Source organism: Sphingobacterium psychroaquaticum (assembly GCF_004421025.1).
Lineage (GTDB): Bacteria > Bacteroidota > Bacteroidia > Sphingobacteriales > Sphingobacteriaceae > Sphingobacterium > Sphingobacterium psychroaquaticum.
In genome coordinates, this window is sequence record NZ_CP038029.1 from 4,236,242 (window position 1) to 4,251,747 (window position 15,506).

Below are 15,506 nucleotides of genomic sequence, written 5' to 3' on the forward strand. Positions count from 1 at the left end.
AATATAATTCTATTTAGACAAAATCTAAATAATGCACCTCATTTTTACCGATTTATTTTTAAAACATGCACAAAAACATATGTTGTGACAGCAAAAAGAAATTTACAGCATCTTATCTCCAGCGAGAGAGCCGCGCATACCACGACTAAGACTACAAAGGCGGGAACACCCCAACTCCATAACGCTAAGAATCCCCGACCAACTAAAATTCTAAAACGACGAACTATCCAGTAAAGACTATCAACTACCACCACGAACTACCCGCTAGAAATGCTTACCTTTGTAAGTTATGTCGAAAAAGTCAACAGAAAACTCCAAATCATACATCCAAATCAAAGGTGCACGTGTCAACAACCTGAAAAACATTGATGTTGATATTCCAAAGAACAAGCTTGTCGTAATCACGGGAATGTCCGGTTCAGGAAAATCATCGTTAGCTTTTGACACCCTTTATGCCGAAGGGCAGAGGCGATATGTAGAAAGCTTATCTTCTTATGCGCGCCAGTTTATGGGACGGATGAACAAGCCTGAAGTAGACTATATCAAAGGTATTGCTCCGGCCATTGCCATCGAGCAAAAAGTAATCACATCGAATCCCCGCTCTACAGTCGGTACATCAACAGAGATCTATGATTATCTAAAGCTGCTTTTTGCGCGGATCGGCAAAACAATCTCCCCGATATCGGGCCGCGAAGTAACGAAGGACTCGGTGTCCTCCATTGTTGGGGAGATGATGACGCTACCGAACGATACGACAGCAACGATCTTCGCGCCATTGCATCCCTATAATGACCGAAAACTGAAGGAAGAGCTTTCCCTCCAGTTGCAGAAAGGTTTCGTGCGGATCAAGTATATGGATAGCATCCAAAAGATCGAAAACATTATTGAGGACAAAGGCATCAAAAACAACACCTTCCAACCGGGCGACATACAAATTGTGGTCGACCGTATCGTGTTGGATAGCGAAGAGGAGACATACAGCCGTTTAGCAGACTCGCTGCAAACCGCACTTTTCGAAGGAAAAGGAGAGTGTTTTGTCGAGACAAATGGTGAATTGAGACACTATTCAGATAAGTTTGAATTAGACGGCTTAACTTTTGAAGAACCATCCCCTAATTTTTTCAGCTTTAACAACCCGTATGGCGCTTGTAAAAAGTGTGAAGGTTATGGTAAGGTTATTGGTATCGATCCGGACCTTGTTATTCCTGATAAGAGTAAATCTGTGTACGATGGTGCTATTGCCCCATGGCGCGGAGAGAAGATGGGCGAATGGTTGGATAAATTAACACGGACGGCGATAAAATTCGACTTTCCGGTTCACCGTGCTTATGGTGACCTGACCGCAGCACAACAAGAACTGCTTTGGACAGGTAATAAATATTTCACGGGGCTGAACCAGTTTTTTGAAGAGCTAGAACAGCAAACCTATAAAATACAGTACCGTGTGATGCTATCCAGATATCGCGGTAAGACAGATTGTCCCGAGTGTAAGGGCTCACGCCTACGAAAAGATGCGACTTACGTCAAGATAAGAGAAAAATCAATCACCGATATTGTATTGCTTCCGCTCGATGAAGCACTTACCTTTTTCACAAGTCTTGACCTCGACAAAAACGAAAAGATTATTGCAAAACGTTTGTTGGCAGAGATTGAGAACAGATTGCAATTCTTATGTGATGTTGGTTTAAGCTATCTGACATTAAACCGGTTAAGCAATACCCTTTCTGGCGGAGAGTCGCAACGTATTAATCTAGCCACATCGCTGGGAAGCTCCTTGGTAGGCTCTATCTATGTGCTTGACGAACCAAGCATTGGTCTTCACCCGCGCGACACACAACGCTTAATCGGTGTATTGAAATCACTACGAGATGTTGGTAATACCGTCGTTGTGGTTGAGCATGAGCAAGAAATGATGGAGGCTGCCGACTATATCATCGATATTGGCCCCGAGGCTGGTATTCATGGTGGTCAGCTGGTATTTGCGGGTAACTATAACGAAATAATACAAAGCAAAACAAGTTTAACCGGACAATACTTGAGTGGTGCGAAAAGCATTCCCACTCCGGCGAGCCGTCGTCGTTGGACAGAGAGCATTACCGTGAAAGGTGCCCGCGAAAACAATCTCCAAGGTACTGACGCTTCTTTTCCTTTAAATGTCTTTACCGTTGTAACAGGTGTTTCGGGTTCGGGTAAAACATCACTCGTTAAACGCATTCTCTATCCTGCACTACAAAAGGCTATAGGAAACTATTCGGGCGAACAAACGGGTTTATTTGATGGAATTGAGGGCGCTATTGATCATATCCAACAAATTGAGATGATCGATCAGAATCCAATTGGACGCTCTTCGCGGTCTAATCCTGTAACATATGTCAAGGGATGGGATGAGATCCGAGCGGTCTATGCCGCACTTCCTGCGGCTAAAGCTGGTGGACTCAAACCTGCTGCTTTCTCTTTTAATGTGGAAGGTGGACGCTGCGATGTTTGCCAGGGTGATGGAGAAGTGAAAATAGAAATGCAGTTTATGGCCGATATTGTACTCCCTTGTGAGGCTTGTGGCGGAAAACGCTTTAAACAGCATGTGCTTGATGTTACATACAAGGAGAAATCTGTATCCGATATTTTAGAGCTAAGTGTTGATGAAGCCATTGTTTTCTTTGCCGATCAACCGAAAATATTAGGAAAGATTCAACCGCTCCAAGATGTAGGCCTGGGTTACGTAAAGCTAGGGCAACCGTCTAGCACGCTCTCCGGCGGTGAAGCGCAACGTATTAAATTGGCCTCTTTCTTAATTAAAGGAAACAACAGCAAACGAACCTTATTTATCTTCGACGAACCGACAACGGGACTGCACTTTCATGATATTCAAAAGCTGATCAAAGCTTTCGACGCCTTAATTGCATTAGGGAATAGTATTCTTGTTATTGAGCATAATATGGAAATGATAAAAACGGCTGACTGGGTGATCGATATCGGTCCGGAAGGTGGAAACCATGGTGGCAAGCTGGTATTTGCCGGAACACCAGAGGATCTTACCCTCTGTAACGAATCTTATACAGGGAAGTTTTTAAAAAATCACCTACATTTATCAGCTCATTCTTAAACCAAGAGATAATATGTGGAAATCATTTATAACAGGTGTATGTAGCTTAGCGCTTGCCTTTCAAGCGTCAGCTCAACAACCTGCCAGACCGAAACTCGTCGTTGGCCTCATGGTAGACCAAATGCGATGGGATTATTTATACCGCTTTGCCGATCGTTATGGCAACGATGGTTTTAAGCGTTTACTGAACGATGGCTTTTCGTGCGAGAACACCATTATCAACTATATTCCAACATACACGGCCATTGGGCATAGCTCTGTATATACAGGTTCTGTTCCTTCGATTCATGGCGTTGCGGCCAATGACTGGATCATTCAGTCGACCGGCGAAGCGATGTATTGTACACAAGATGATAATGTTCAAGGTGTCGGCACAACAGAAAAAGAAGGCAAGCAATCGCCGCGCAACTTGCTGACCTCCACGATCACGGACCAACTAAAGCTTGCAACCAATTTCCAGTCGAAAGTTATAGGTATATCCATTAAGGATAGAGGAGGCATTTTGCCTGCGGGTCATTTTGCGGATGCGGCCTACTGGTTTGAGAGTAAATCAGGTGATTGGATTTCCAGCACCTTTTACATGAAAGACCTACCAAACTGGGTCAAGGGCTTTAATAAACAAAAACTCGCTGAAAAATACCTAAAACAAGACTGGAACACCCTCTATCCAATCGAAACCTACACCAATAGTATCGCAGACAACAACCCTTACGAAGGAAAATGGCCCGGCGAAGCGAGCCCTACTTTTCCAAGAAAGACGTCTGAACTCATGAAGGATGCCGGGTATGAGTTGATCAAAACAACGCCACAGGGAAATACCCTAACGTTAGATTTTGCCAAATCAGCGATACAAAATGAAAAACTAGGTCACAACCCTACGAACAGCACAGATTTCCTTTGTGTTAGCTTATCGGCGACCGACTACGTAGGCCATCGGTATTCTTTATCTGCTGTTGAAATCGAGGATACGTATCTTCGTCTAGATCGCGATATTGCCAACTTTATTACGTACTTGGACGAAACCGTCGGAAAAGGAAACTATACCTTTTTCTTAACAGCAGATCACGCCGCATCGTATAACCCGATGTATTATACCGATCAAAAAGGAAATGGTGGCTACCTCTTTACCAGACAGATTCAGCGCGACTTGAACAATGATCTTGCAAAAAAATTCGGATCCGACAAAATTGTGCGCAGCCTGATGAACTATCAGGTTCACTTGAACTACCAGTTGATCGATTCTCTACAGCTTGATCTTGATAAGGTAAAACAAAGCATCATCACGAAGCTTAACAAAGAAGAAGGCATAGCCTATGTAGTCGATATGGAAGGAAACCAAAACATGTTTATTCCGGCACCAATTCGGGAGAAAATCATCAATGGTTACAACCGCAAAAACAGTGGTGCGATCCAAATCATTCCGGAGCCACAATGGTATTCCGGAACGCCACGTGGAACAGGTACTACGCACGGCGTATGGTCGGCCTACGACTCACACATTCCATTAATCTTTATGGGCTGGGGCGTGAAGAAAGGCGTCAGCAATAAAGAGGTACACATTGTTGATATTGCACCGACGATTGCGTCCTTATTGCATGTCATGGAACCAAATGGATCTATCGGTAAACCGATCGTAGAGGTCCTTGGACAATAGTTTTAATAGCTAAGGAAATTCCGTATCTTTGTCGTTGGTGAATATACAGTTAAAGGTAATTTATGCTTTCTAAGAAAACGAAGTACGCAATTAAAGCGTTGATGGTGCTGGGACGTAATTATGGAAAAGAACCCATGCAAATTGTCAAGATTGCAGAAGAGGAACGTATTCCAAAAAAATTCCTAGAGCAGATTCTCTTAGAAATGCGAAATGCAGGGATGTTGTATTCTAAGAAAGGTGCTGGTGGTGGCTATAGCCTCAATAAAGCACCGGAGGATATCTATCTCTCGCAAGTAATGCGTTTAATAGATGGCCCCATTGCTCTTCTACCTTGTGTAAGCTTAAACTTTTATCGTTCGTGCGAAGAGTGTACAGAAGAGCATGCTTGCGGAATCCGCGATACCTTTATCGAGGTTCGAAATGCCATGCTGCAAATTCTTAACGATACAAGTGTCGCGAACCTTATCAATAAAGAAAAAGAACTTTCATTAGACTAAATAACAGAAGAGCCGGTTTAAAACCGGCTCTTCTGTTATAATACTTCCATTAGCTTTTCAAAAGCCATTCCACGAGATGCTTTGAGCAAAATGGTACACCCCGAAACAGGATTCCTTAATATAGCCTCTATTGCCTCTTCTGTTGTTTGGTAAAATTCATCGGCAACCTCTCGTTGCTCATAGAAGGCCTTGCCCACAAAAATCAACCGATCTACCCCAATAGACTGTGCTTTGGCAATTACCTTCTGGTGTTCGACAAAGGACTCTTCCCCCATCTCAAACATATCGCCAAGAATAATCGCTTTTTTGGATGCCTCGATTACCGCAATATTATCTAAAGCCGCAGCCATACTGCTCGCATTGGCATTGTAATAATCCGCAATCACCACATTGTTTGCCGTTTTGGTAATTTGCGACCTATTATTTGTTGGGGTATACGATTCCAGCCCCACATTTACCTCTTCTTTTGTTAAACCAAAATGCAACCCTACCGCAACAGCTGCTAATATATTCTCTGTATTGTAAGACCCCGTAAGGTTTGTCTTTACAATGGACAGAGCAGCCTCGCCTTCTTTATGTGTTCTCCAGGAAATTGTCAGCAGTGGATTAGCCGTTTCAAGTTTCCCAATAATATCATTGGCAGAAGAAAAACCATAGCGTACGACGTGGTTTATGCCGCGCTGTTTCTCCATTTCTGTCAGGTGCTCATTGTCCCCTTGCAAGAATAAAAGGCCATCTGTCCTTTTCAAGAAATCGTACAATTCGCCTTTGGTCTTTTTCACTCCTTCAAATGAACCAAACCCCTCGAGATGTGCTTTGCCAACATTGGTAATCAAACCGCAGGTCGGTTCGGCAATACTACATAGAAAGCCAATCTCACCAAGATGATTAGCCCCCATTTCTATAATAGCAACCTCCACATCGTCCTGAATCGCCAAAAGCGTCAAAGGAACACCAATATGGTTGTTGAGATTGCCCTTTGTCGCATAGGTCTTAAATTTTTGCGATAGGACAGCATACAACAACTCCTTTGTTGTGGTTTTACCGTTTGTTCCCGTTACACCAATCACTGGAATCGTCAGCTGCTGCCGATGAAAGTTCGCAAGCTGCTGCAACGTCGACAACACATCATCTACTAAAATGCAACGATCATCCACAACATAATTCGCTTCATCAACGACGACATAACTTGCTCCCGTTGCTAATGCCTGTGCGGCAAAAGTGTTGGCATTAAATTTTTCTCCGCGAAGCGCAAAAAAGATAGAGCCTTCCGGGATCGTACGGGTGTCAGTCGAGATAACAGGATTTTCCTGATACAACTTGTAAAGCGCGTGAATGTCCATGTTGATTATTTTAAACAAAAATAAGCATTGTTTATTTTATATAAACAATGCTTATCTCTTATATTTTCGTGCTACAGCGACGAACCGCCTCACCAGCTTACTGAAGCTTATATGCCTTTACGCTATCATTATTAAACGTTGGGATATAAACGGTATTCGTTTCGGGATGAAACCCTAAGTCAGCGGTATTCATCGTCCCACGCACATCCAACAGCTGTTGGATCTCTCCATTTGCTTTCACATAGTATACGAGTCCGCCCCAACAGGTAACTAAAAAATCACCATTACCAACAGGCTCTACACCATCGCCATCAAGCTCAAATCCTTTTGCAACTACTGTAGACTTCTTATTCCGATCTATTTTCCATAACTCCGGTCCGACCAAAGCATATAGATATCCGTTTATAAACTTCAAGCCGTTGACACTTGTCGTGTTTTCCATAAAAACAGTAGGTTTATGATCCCTTAATTCGTAGATCTTACTCTCTCGTGTATCCGATACATAAACAACACCATTGTCATCTACCGCAACATCATTCAAGAATACCGACCCAGGTACTGCAACGCGATCGACCTCATTACCAGTAATAATATCGATAATAGAAACGGAATTGATATCCGCCACATAAAGCAAGTCCTTATGAATAGCCAATCCCTTTGGTGCATCCATCCCTGTAATCCAATTCTTATTTTTTACAGAGCCATCCATGTTAAGGATCGCGATACCACCTTGGCCATCTTTATCCGCTCCACCTCCATCAATAAGCGACACATACAGCACCTTGTTCTTTGCAGAGAACAAAACAGACTCCGGAGTCGGCAAATCTTTTGTCTCCCACAGCTCAACAAGCTTCTTCTGCCCAAAGCTGCTGCCAACCAGGCTGCACATGGCAAGTACCATGAATATTTTTTTCATACCTTACTATTTTTACTTCGTATGGATAAACTTAAATAATATTGCCTTGAAATGCAATTTTAATCCGAATACAGATTCTCGTTCGAAAACGATTAATTAGGTAACTTATGATACAGAAGCTTTCACGAAACGATAACGTTTGCGTATTTTAAGGTTCCATATGTGACAAAATCGTAGTACCATTGTAACATAGAAGACCGCATTCGCTACTTTAAATTTAAACCCCTTTAAAGAAATAAATGAAACCATTTTTAGACGAGAATTTTTTGTTACATAGTAAACCTGCACAGGAGCTATACCATAATTATGCAAAAGAGCAGCCGATCATTGATTATCACAACCATTTAATTCCGGAGCAAGTTGCACACGATATAAACTTCGAAAACCTCACACAAATTTGGTTATACGGTGATCACTATAAGTGGAGAGCGATGCGTACCAATGGGGTGGATGAGCGCTACGTCACGGGGGATGCAAGTGACTTAGAGAAATTTCAAAAATGGGCAGAAACGGTTCCCTATACCATGCGTAATCCGCTTTATCATTGGACACACTTGGAGCTCCAGCGCTATTTTAACATACATGAGCTACTGACACCTAAGTCTGCTGAAAAGATCTATAATCAATGTTCAGAGCTGCTGCAAACGCAAGATTATAGTGTCCGCAGTTTGCTTCGAAAAATGAATGTCGAAGCTATCTGCACAACAGATGACCCCTTGGACAGCCTGGAACATCATCAAGCATTTGCAAAAGAAAATGATACCTTTATCATGCTCCCTGCTTTCCGCCCGGACAAGGCTATGGCTTGTGATAATTTAGAGACTTTTAATGCCTACATCAATAAATTAGAGCAAATTACCAATCAATCGATCACGACCTTAAACGATTTCCTATCAGCTTTAAAATCGAGACATGATTACTTTGCGGCGCATGATTGTTCGGTTTCGGACCATGGCTTAGAACATATCTATGCGGAAGACTACACCGAGGCAGAAATTACGGCTATATTTGGCAAAATAAGAAACAACCAACCTCTGGCGCTATCGGAACGCCTCAAATTCAAATCCGCTTTGTTGATATACTTTGCAGAATGGGATCATGAAAAAGGTTGGGTACAACAGTATCACCTCGGTGCCTTACGCAATAACAATACGCGTATGTTATCGCTCTTAGGACCCGACACGGGATGGGACTCTATCGGTGATTTTACCCAAGCTCAAGCGCTGTCAAAATTCTTGAACAAACTGGATAGCACAAACAAACTCGCAAAAACCATTATATACAACCTCAACCCAGCGGATAATGAGCTAATTGCAGCTATGATTGGAAACTTCAATGACGGCTCCGTCGCCGGAAAGGTTCAGTTTGGATCCGCGTGGTGGTTTCTGGATCAAAAAGATGGGATGACGAAACAAATTAACACGCTTTCCAACATGGGGCTCCTCAGTCGTCTGGTCGGTATGTTAACAGACTCCCGAAGCTTCCTTTCTTTCCCTAGACACGAATATTTCAGGCGTTTGCTGTGTAATCTCTTTGCGGAAGATATCGTCAATGGAGAACTTCCTCATGACCTGGAATGGATCGGAAAAATAATACAGGATATTTGCTACTCCAACGCAAAGAATTATTTCAATTTCAAAAGGTAATATATAAAAAAGGAGTACGTACGTCTAGCAACGTAGTACTCCTTTAGAGAAAGACCGCAGGCATGGCTGCCTACGGCTTTCCACTATAAACTAAACATTGAAACAAAGATTTTTATTGCGCCCGGTTTTTTTCATCCGAGTCTGTATTATTTCTTTTCAGCTGTTGCTTAAGATTTCCAAACTTATAGGTGTATGTTAAGCGCACTGTACGGTTGTCATTGTATTGGCGAATCTTCGAATCGAACTCCGCAAAATTCGTTGTAATATTATTTTTCTGCGTTTTAAAAATATCAGTACCTGCTAGCTTCAATGAACTTCGCTGGTCTTTAAAGTTATAATTTATTCCCACATCCGTTCCCCAACGCGCCCCAATCTGGTATACATTATACAAAAAGGCACTGTTGTAGTTCACCGAAAGCTCCGCCGATAACGCTTTTGACACTCTAAAGTTATTCATACTTCTACCTTGGAAGAAGAATGAACCGTCATCCACATACGACCCTACAATTGGTCCTTTAAAGTGCATATATATTCCTGTTAGGTTATTATTCATGGTCCAAATTTTGCCGATGCGTACTGGTACATTAACATTCAGGTAGCTGGTCCACGATTTCCCTAAGTTATCTTTTGTGATCCAAGCCTGCCCTGTTTCTGTGTTCTGTCCCATACTTTCAACCATCGCGTCGTTAGTAATATCAGCACCAAGCGTGATGTTATACATTTTCCTCACCGTGTAGTTCAATGTAAAGCCATCTGTATATTGGGGTTTAAGATACGGATTTCCTCGTTGTGAAGTAAACTTATCTATATAGTATTCAAAAGGATTTAAGTTCCGGTAATTTGGACGCGCCACCTTCCGTGCATATCCAAATGAAAGAATATTGTTCTCATTAACCGTATAGCCAATATTTGCAGATGGAAAAAGATCTAAATAATCCCGTTTCACATGATTGTTCATCGTTATTGAATTTCCATCAGAAAATGTATACTCTCCACGTAATCCAGCCTTAATGCTCATCTTTCCATACACGCGGCTATAATCAGCGTATGCCGCCGCGATTTGCTCCGTATAGATGAAATGGTTCGGACGGCCCTCAAACTCCTGCCATTGTCCATTCACAAAATGCTCAAAACCTAAATTGTTGTCCGATTTTACATTACTATACTTCGCTCCAAGTTCCAACTTTCCTTTACCGATAGTTTTCAGAAAGTCTAACTTAGCAACATAAATATCGATGTCTACCGGCATATAACTACGTTCCAGCTCCGTTGGACGAACAAGACTTCCGTCGGGGAAATAGGTATTGTATGTATAGTCTACCCGTGCATCATTACGGAACATACTCCAGTCAAGATCCAACACCAGCTTTCCGCCTATCGTATCCACTTTAAACTCGTTGTTAAAATTTGCAGAATAACGATTGACAGGCGTCTTACTTCTGGATTCCGAATATAAGATCGAATCAATTGACGTTAGGCTAGAACCCATATTTGTCACACTGTTATTTTCGGGGTTTTCCGCATAGTTATCTCCTGAAAACTGTAATAACATGGTGTTGCGTGGAGACGTCCGTTGCTCAATTCCAAACTTATAGTTATGTGAATTCGTTTTTTCAATCAAGTTTGCTTCTTGATGAAAAACACGTTGCTTACCTGCATCCACCATCGCCCTGTCCACCATTAAATCTATGCCTCGCTTATTATGTGTAAATCCATATGAGCCAAACAATGTCGTATTATTCTTTTTGTAATTTAGGCTGAGAGAGCTGTTTGCTCGTTCATATTTCCCGTACCCGCCACTTGCCAAAAATGTTCCGTTAAATCCCTCCAGACGATTCTTTTTAAGGACAATATTAATTGTTCCCACCGCACCTTCAGCATCCTCTTTAGCACTCCGAGTGGTACTTACTTCTACACTTTTAATCTGTCCGCCATCCATCGATTTCAAGTACGTAGCAAGCTGTTCACTACTCATATAAGTCTGGCGTCCATCGATCGTTACATTTACTCCCGCCTGCCCCATCAACTGTAGATTGTTATCTTTATCGACACTTACACCGGGTGCACGCTGAATAATATCTAACGCTGTATTTCCGGCAGCTAACGTTGAATTTTCAACATTCAGAACCAATTTACCATCCCGTTGCTGCACAAGAGGAACTTTTCCTTCCACAGTAACGGCGCCAATCGTGTTGGAGGACACCTTGAGTACCAGGTCACTCACCAATACGGGAGCATTATTAAGTTGTAAATTGTTTGAGCGAGCCGCCTCAAAACCGACCGAGGATGCTTGTACAACAAACTCTCCATTCGGAACATTTGTGAAAATATATTGACCTTTATCATCGGTAACCGATGTTTTAATTATTGCATTTGTTTTGGGTGTCATCAAATACACAGAAACGCTTGCTTGCGGTTTCGTATCCTCCGCGAGTACCTTCCCTTTTACTTCTGCCTGTTGGGCGAAAGCGGCCAACGACTGGAGAAGTGTACTCAGGGTCAATACGATATAAATGTAGACTTTGTTCATAGTTTCTTGTTAAGCTTTGTTTAGTAGTTTCTTGTTTAGTTGTTTTGTTTATTGTAAGTTATTCCTAGAAGGAACAATACAAAAATACAGGTGTATAAGGTCTCGTAAAACGATCTTTAGACCAGTATTTCTGTTTTTTCGGTGAAACCCGAAATATAGTCGGTGAAACCATTTTCACGCATTTTACCGATAGCTATACTAGGGACGAGAGATTCGTACGAATGGTTGCGTCTATATAAATAAAAAAATGGAGCATAATGCTCCATTTTTTTATTTACTATAACTGTACACGACAGACTATGTTGATTTCTTATTGATTTTTACATTATTGTCCTTTACCTCGATGGTTACATTTCCACCATCAATTTTAATGACCGAATCTTTCTTCGTAATAACTTCCGCAGATTCTTTTGCTTCCTCTTCGACTTCTTCACGTTTGTCATCTTCCTCCTTAGGAAGCTCCAGGCATACCAGACCCGCCTTCGTCATCTTCCAGTCTGTTATTTTTTGGTGATCCGGATCGGCATAATTAATCAAGCAATCTCCATACGATATTCCTCTTAGCTTCCACTCCATCTCTTTGTGTATCGCAACTTTTGCTCCTACCGGTAGAAAGACGACCACACGAACATATTGATCACGATCTAGCGCATTTTTCTTCAGCAAAAAGTGACTCGGAAATAGAACCGTTCCTTTTTCCTGAATAGCCTCATACACAATGTTACGAGCTCTTTCCGAGGCCAACTGGTAGGACTTTCCTTTAGCAGAATAGTTATATTGAATATAAGGCTTGCTTAACGAATCTATGCTCTCAAATGAAATATCGATATTGCCATTCAAGAAGTTTCGTAAGTCCTCCCCGTCCATTTGTATATTAAATTTTGATCGGATCGAATCTTTCTCATTCGCATCCAAAACACGAACATCTTTCTCTGTAAAATGATACACATCCTGCTCCGAAATACTTTTCTGAATGCTGATCGTGCTTTTTTCTCTAAAATCCTGAGAAGCATAAACACAGTAGTAGATGACACCGACAATGGATACAACCCATGCCGCAAATAAAGAAAGCGAAAGGTAATTATTGAGTTTCTCTGTTTTGAAAAGAATACGAATAAGTAACAAAGCAAACGCAAATAAGGGAATAACAATAGCTAAGAAACCTAATGTAATGGCAATAAGCGCATCGTCGACCGCCAATACCCGTAATGGAGGGAAGAACATCGGGTTCTCCAAGCCAAACAAGTTCATTAAATTGAATACATAGAATATAAACAAGCCGAGCACACTTAGCGCTGTGTTTATCAGCAACAACCAAGCAATCATTTTACCGATAAAACCTAGACAGCCTCCCATCGCACTGCCGGCCGAACGGGCACCACGACTAATCTGTTCTCCTGCTCCAGCAAAATTGTCTGAGAAGCTTTTTACTTCCTCATCAAAGGACTCTTTGAAATTCTGTAAATTAGGTTCCTTACCGCGCATAGCCATCTTGTCGGCTCTCGTCTCAGCCTCTGGCATCACGATCCACAGAATAACATATATCAGAAAACCTGATCCCCCAATTAGCACAAATAACACCAATAAAATACGTACCCAACGAGGCTCCATACCGAAATAGTGTGCTAAACCGCTACATACACCGCCCATGATCTTATCATCCGGGTCACGCATCAGCTTTTTCCCAAAATGGTCCGATGGGTTTTCATCTCTTGAACGCTCATACTGAAAATCATCCGCCGCCTCTCCGCGATCCTCAAAATCGCTCACCTGACCCATTTGTAAGATGACTTGTTGTACATCTTCTAAGTTAATGACTTCCTTACGTCCCGACTGGATGCGTTCATTGAACATTTCAGCAATGCGGTTTTCAATATCTTCTAAGATTTCCTTGCTTTCAGTCGTATTTCCAAAATGCTTCTTAATATCGATCATATAGGCGCGCAATGTCTCATACGCATCTTCCTCTATATGGAAAACGATACTGTTAATGTTTATTATGATTGTCTTATTCATGACCGTATTTTTATAATTTGTTAGTTATCAAGTTAAATCCGTCCTTGCAAAGAGATTTGAACGGCAAATACCAATTCTTTCCATGTGACATCTAGTTTCTGGAGAACGTCGCGTCCCTCATTGGTGATCTGGTAATATTTTCGTGGTGGCCCCGAACTGGACTCTTGCCAATTATAACTCAGCAAACCATTATTTTTTAACCGTGTCAACAAAGGATATAACGTACCCTCCACCACCAGGAGCTGTGCCTTTTTCAGCTCGCTGATAATATCTGAGGCATAGATTTCCCCTCGGGAAATTATAGAAAGGATACAGTACTCTAGTATCCCCTTCCTCATCTGGGTTTGTGTGTTTTCAGCTATCATAACAATACAAAGATATAGGCTTTATATTGTACTATGCAATACATAGTACTATAAAAATACAAAACAATGTCGCAACACACTGATTTACAGGCGAATAATTTTAATCAAAAGAATAACGAACCGTTGCAAATTTTCCTATAAAGTAAATTTCAACCCTCTTTCCTTTGAAGTCTGCATAATTTATCCGACTTTTATAAGCAATGCTTCGCTTTATCTATAGTTACGCTTGGGCAATCATATGGTCCATAATTATGTTGGCCTTGATGTCTATGCCTTCGAACGATTTACCAAACACAAATTACTTTGAAGGTTTTGATAAACTTGCTCATTGCGGCTTTTTCTTTGTCTTCACCACGCTCTTATTAAAGGCAACAAGTGCCAACTCTAAAAGACGGGCAAACAAAATTGTATCTGCTTTGGTTGTTTTCTTTGTAGCGGCTTTTTTTGCCTTTTTAACGGAAGGAATTCAATTCTATTATTCGGTAGATCGGATGGCAGATTGGTGGGATATTTTCGCTGATTTTGTTGGTATAGGCATGGCTTTATTCAGTTATTTATTACTTTATCGCACACGTGTTTCTTACAAATAATATGAGAACAAAACATCTACGTTATTGGATCGCTTTCCTCGCCCTAACCGTACTCACGTTACAATCTTGCGCCGTATTCAAAAAGGACTGTGGTTGTCCTTCGGCAACGAGCGGCAAACGAAAATAGGCGGTTATGCCTGTGCCAAGACTGCTACAGAAAGCTTACAATCAGCGACATCCTGAATCGCTTGTGCTGCTGCGGCAATCGTCGCTCCTGTTGTAACGACATCATCCACTAACAGAATGTGCTTTCCTGTTAGTTTATTTGTCGACCGACAAATAAATGCCCCCTCGACGTTCTCATCCCGATCAATCCGTTTCATCTTCGTTTGGCTAGGACTATTTCGCACACGCTCTAAAAGGTGTTTATCAACATCCACGGACAGTACCTTGGCAATTCCATCTGCCAGTGCATCTGACTGATTGTAACCTCTGGCTTTCATTTTTTTTCGATGTAAAGGAATCGGGACAATAAGATCCAGCGGAGGCAAGGACGTTGATTGCTGCAGTTGCTTACCTATCAGCTGTCCAAAATGAAGACCGATATCCTGTCGGCCCCGGTATTTCATTTTATGAACAATCTCCTGAACAAAGGAGGATTTTGCAAATGAAAAATATGCCATGCCGCTGTGTAACTCCATCTTACCCAATAGGCGACGTGTTATTTCATTTTCCTGAAACAAATAATGATCATTTACAGGGAGATGAAAAAGACAAGTAATGCAGAGTAAGCGTTCCTGATAAAGCAACACATCTTCACAAGCAATACACAGTGGAGGAAATAGAATAGCTAGAAAGCTTTTCCAGTAGTTTGTAATTGGCATGGGGGTCTATAATATGTGGATC

The 15,506-nt window shown here is 41.7% G+C and carries 11 protein-coding genes; 5 read left to right on the top strand and 6 right to left on the bottom strand.

Going from position 1 to position 15,506, the window contains the following annotated elements; genetic code table 11:
• Positions 1–289: 289 nt before the first annotated feature.
• From uvrA to E2P86_RS17435, 3 genes are all read left to right on the top strand, one after another.
• The gene (uvrA, locus tag E2P86_RS17425; protein ID WP_134433879.1) at positions 290–3,103 is read left to right on the top strand and encodes an excinuclease ABC subunit UvrA; all 2,814 of its coding nucleotides are present in this window, start codon (positions 290–292) and stop codon (positions 3,101–3,103) included.
• Between the two features lie 13 nt (positions 3,104–3,116).
• Positions 3,117–4,757 (top strand): alkaline phosphatase PafA, encoded by a 1,641-nt coding sequence (gene pafA, locus E2P86_RS17430; RefSeq protein WP_085473574.1) that lies wholly within the window; start codon positions 3,117–3,119, stop codon positions 4,755–4,757.
• Positions 4,758–4,819: 62 nt separating this feature from the next.
• The gene (locus E2P86_RS17435) at positions 4,820–5,254 is read left to right on the top strand and encodes an RrF2 family transcriptional regulator (protein WP_085473573.1); all 435 of its coding nucleotides are present in this window, start codon (positions 4,820–4,822) and stop codon (positions 5,252–5,254) included.
• A 35-nt stretch (positions 5,255–5,289) separates the two neighbouring features.
• On the opposite strand, the gene E2P86_RS17440 is transcribed toward E2P86_RS17435, so the two are convergent.
• On the bottom strand, positions 5,290–6,597 hold the full coding sequence (locus E2P86_RS17440) for a UDP-N-acetylmuramoyl-tripeptide--D-alanyl-D-alanine ligase (RefSeq protein ID WP_085473572.1): 1,308 nt from the start codon (positions 6,595–6,597) through the stop codon (positions 5,290–5,292).
• A 97-nt stretch (positions 6,598–6,694) separates the two neighbouring features.
• A complete protein-coding gene (locus tag E2P86_RS17445) occupies positions 6,695–7,513 on the bottom strand; it encodes an SMP-30/gluconolactonase/LRE family protein (RefSeq protein ID WP_134433880.1) in 819 nt (272 codons plus the stop codon).
• A 239-nt stretch (positions 7,514–7,752) separates the two neighbouring features.
• Between E2P86_RS17445 and uxaC the strand changes: the two genes are divergently transcribed.
• The gene (uxaC, locus tag E2P86_RS17450) at positions 7,753–9,159 is read left to right on the top strand and encodes a glucuronate isomerase (RefSeq protein ID WP_134433881.1); all 1,407 of its coding nucleotides are present in this window, start codon (positions 7,753–7,755) and stop codon (positions 9,157–9,159) included.
• 112 nt (positions 9,160–9,271) lie between these two features.
• Here uxaC and E2P86_RS17455 read toward each other — a convergent pair whose 3' ends face one another.
• The 3 genes from E2P86_RS17455 to E2P86_RS17465 all read right to left on the bottom strand — a co-directional run bounded on the left by E2P86_RS17455 (position 9,272) and on the right by E2P86_RS17465 (position 14,070).
• A complete protein-coding gene (locus tag E2P86_RS17455; protein ID WP_134433882.1) occupies positions 9,272–11,689 on the bottom strand; it encodes an outer membrane beta-barrel family protein in 2,418 nt (805 codons plus the stop codon).
• Between the two features lie 297 nt (positions 11,690–11,986).
• A complete protein-coding gene (locus tag E2P86_RS17460; protein ID WP_134433883.1) occupies positions 11,987–13,705 on the bottom strand; it encodes a PspC domain-containing protein in 1,719 nt (572 codons plus the stop codon).
• 32 nt (positions 13,706–13,737) lie between these two features.
• Complete coding sequence (locus E2P86_RS17465; protein ID WP_085473567.1) at positions 13,738–14,070, bottom strand: PadR family transcriptional regulator; 333 nt, start codon at positions 14,068–14,070, stop codon at positions 13,738–13,740.
• A gap of 200 nt (positions 14,071–14,270) precedes the next feature.
• Here E2P86_RS17465 and E2P86_RS17470 point away from each other — a divergent pair, with 200 nt between their 5' ends.
• The gene (locus E2P86_RS17470) at positions 14,271–14,660 is read left to right on the top strand and encodes a VanZ family protein (RefSeq protein WP_085473566.1); all 390 of its coding nucleotides are present in this window, start codon (positions 14,271–14,273) and stop codon (positions 14,658–14,660) included.
• A gap of 131 nt (positions 14,661–14,791) precedes the next feature.
• Here the strand turns inward: E2P86_RS17470 and E2P86_RS17475 are convergent, their stop codons facing one another.
• A complete protein-coding gene (locus tag E2P86_RS17475; protein WP_134433884.1) occupies positions 14,792–15,484 on the bottom strand; it encodes a ComF family protein in 693 nt (230 codons plus the stop codon).
• Between the last annotated feature and the right edge of the window lie 22 nt (positions 15,485–15,506).

Bases quoted from the DNA above. Each gene is read 5' to 3' on its own strand.
- E2P86_RS17445 (WP_134433880.1), bottom strand. From the start codon at position 7,513: ATGAAAAAAATATTCATGGTACTTGCCATGTGCAGCCTGGTTGGCAGC.
- E2P86_RS17475 (WP_134433884.1), bottom strand. From the start codon at position 15,484: ATGCCAATTACAAACTACTGGAAAAGCTTTCTAGCTATTCTATTTCCT.
- E2P86_RS17435 (WP_085473573.1), top strand. From the start codon at position 4,820: ATGCTTTCTAAGAAAACGAAGTACGCAATTAAAGCGTTGATGGTGCTG.
- E2P86_RS17440 (WP_085473572.1), bottom strand. From the start codon at position 6,597: ATGGACATTCACGCGCTTTACAAGTTGTATCAGGAAAATCCTGTTATC.
- pafA (WP_085473574.1), top strand. From the start codon at position 3,117: ATGTGGAAATCATTTATAACAGGTGTATGTAGCTTAGCGCTTGCCTTT.
- uvrA (WP_134433879.1), top strand. From the start codon at position 290: ATGTCGAAAAAGTCAACAGAAAACTCCAAATCATACATCCAAATCAAA.
- E2P86_RS17470 (WP_085473566.1), top strand. From the start codon at position 14,271: ATGCTTCGCTTTATCTATAGTTACGCTTGGGCAATCATATGGTCCATA.
- uxaC (WP_134433881.1), top strand. From the start codon at position 7,753: ATGAAACCATTTTTAGACGAGAATTTTTTGTTACATAGTAAACCTGCA.
- E2P86_RS17455 (WP_134433882.1), bottom strand. From the start codon at position 11,689: ATGAACAAAGTCTACATTTATATCGTATTGACCCTGAGTACACTTCTC.
- E2P86_RS17465 (WP_085473567.1), bottom strand. From the start codon at position 14,070: ATGATAGCTGAAAACACACAAACCCAGATGAGGAAGGGGATACTAGAG.
- E2P86_RS17460 (WP_134433883.1), bottom strand. From the start codon at position 13,705: ATGAATAAGACAATCATAATAAACATTAACAGTATCGTTTTCCATATA.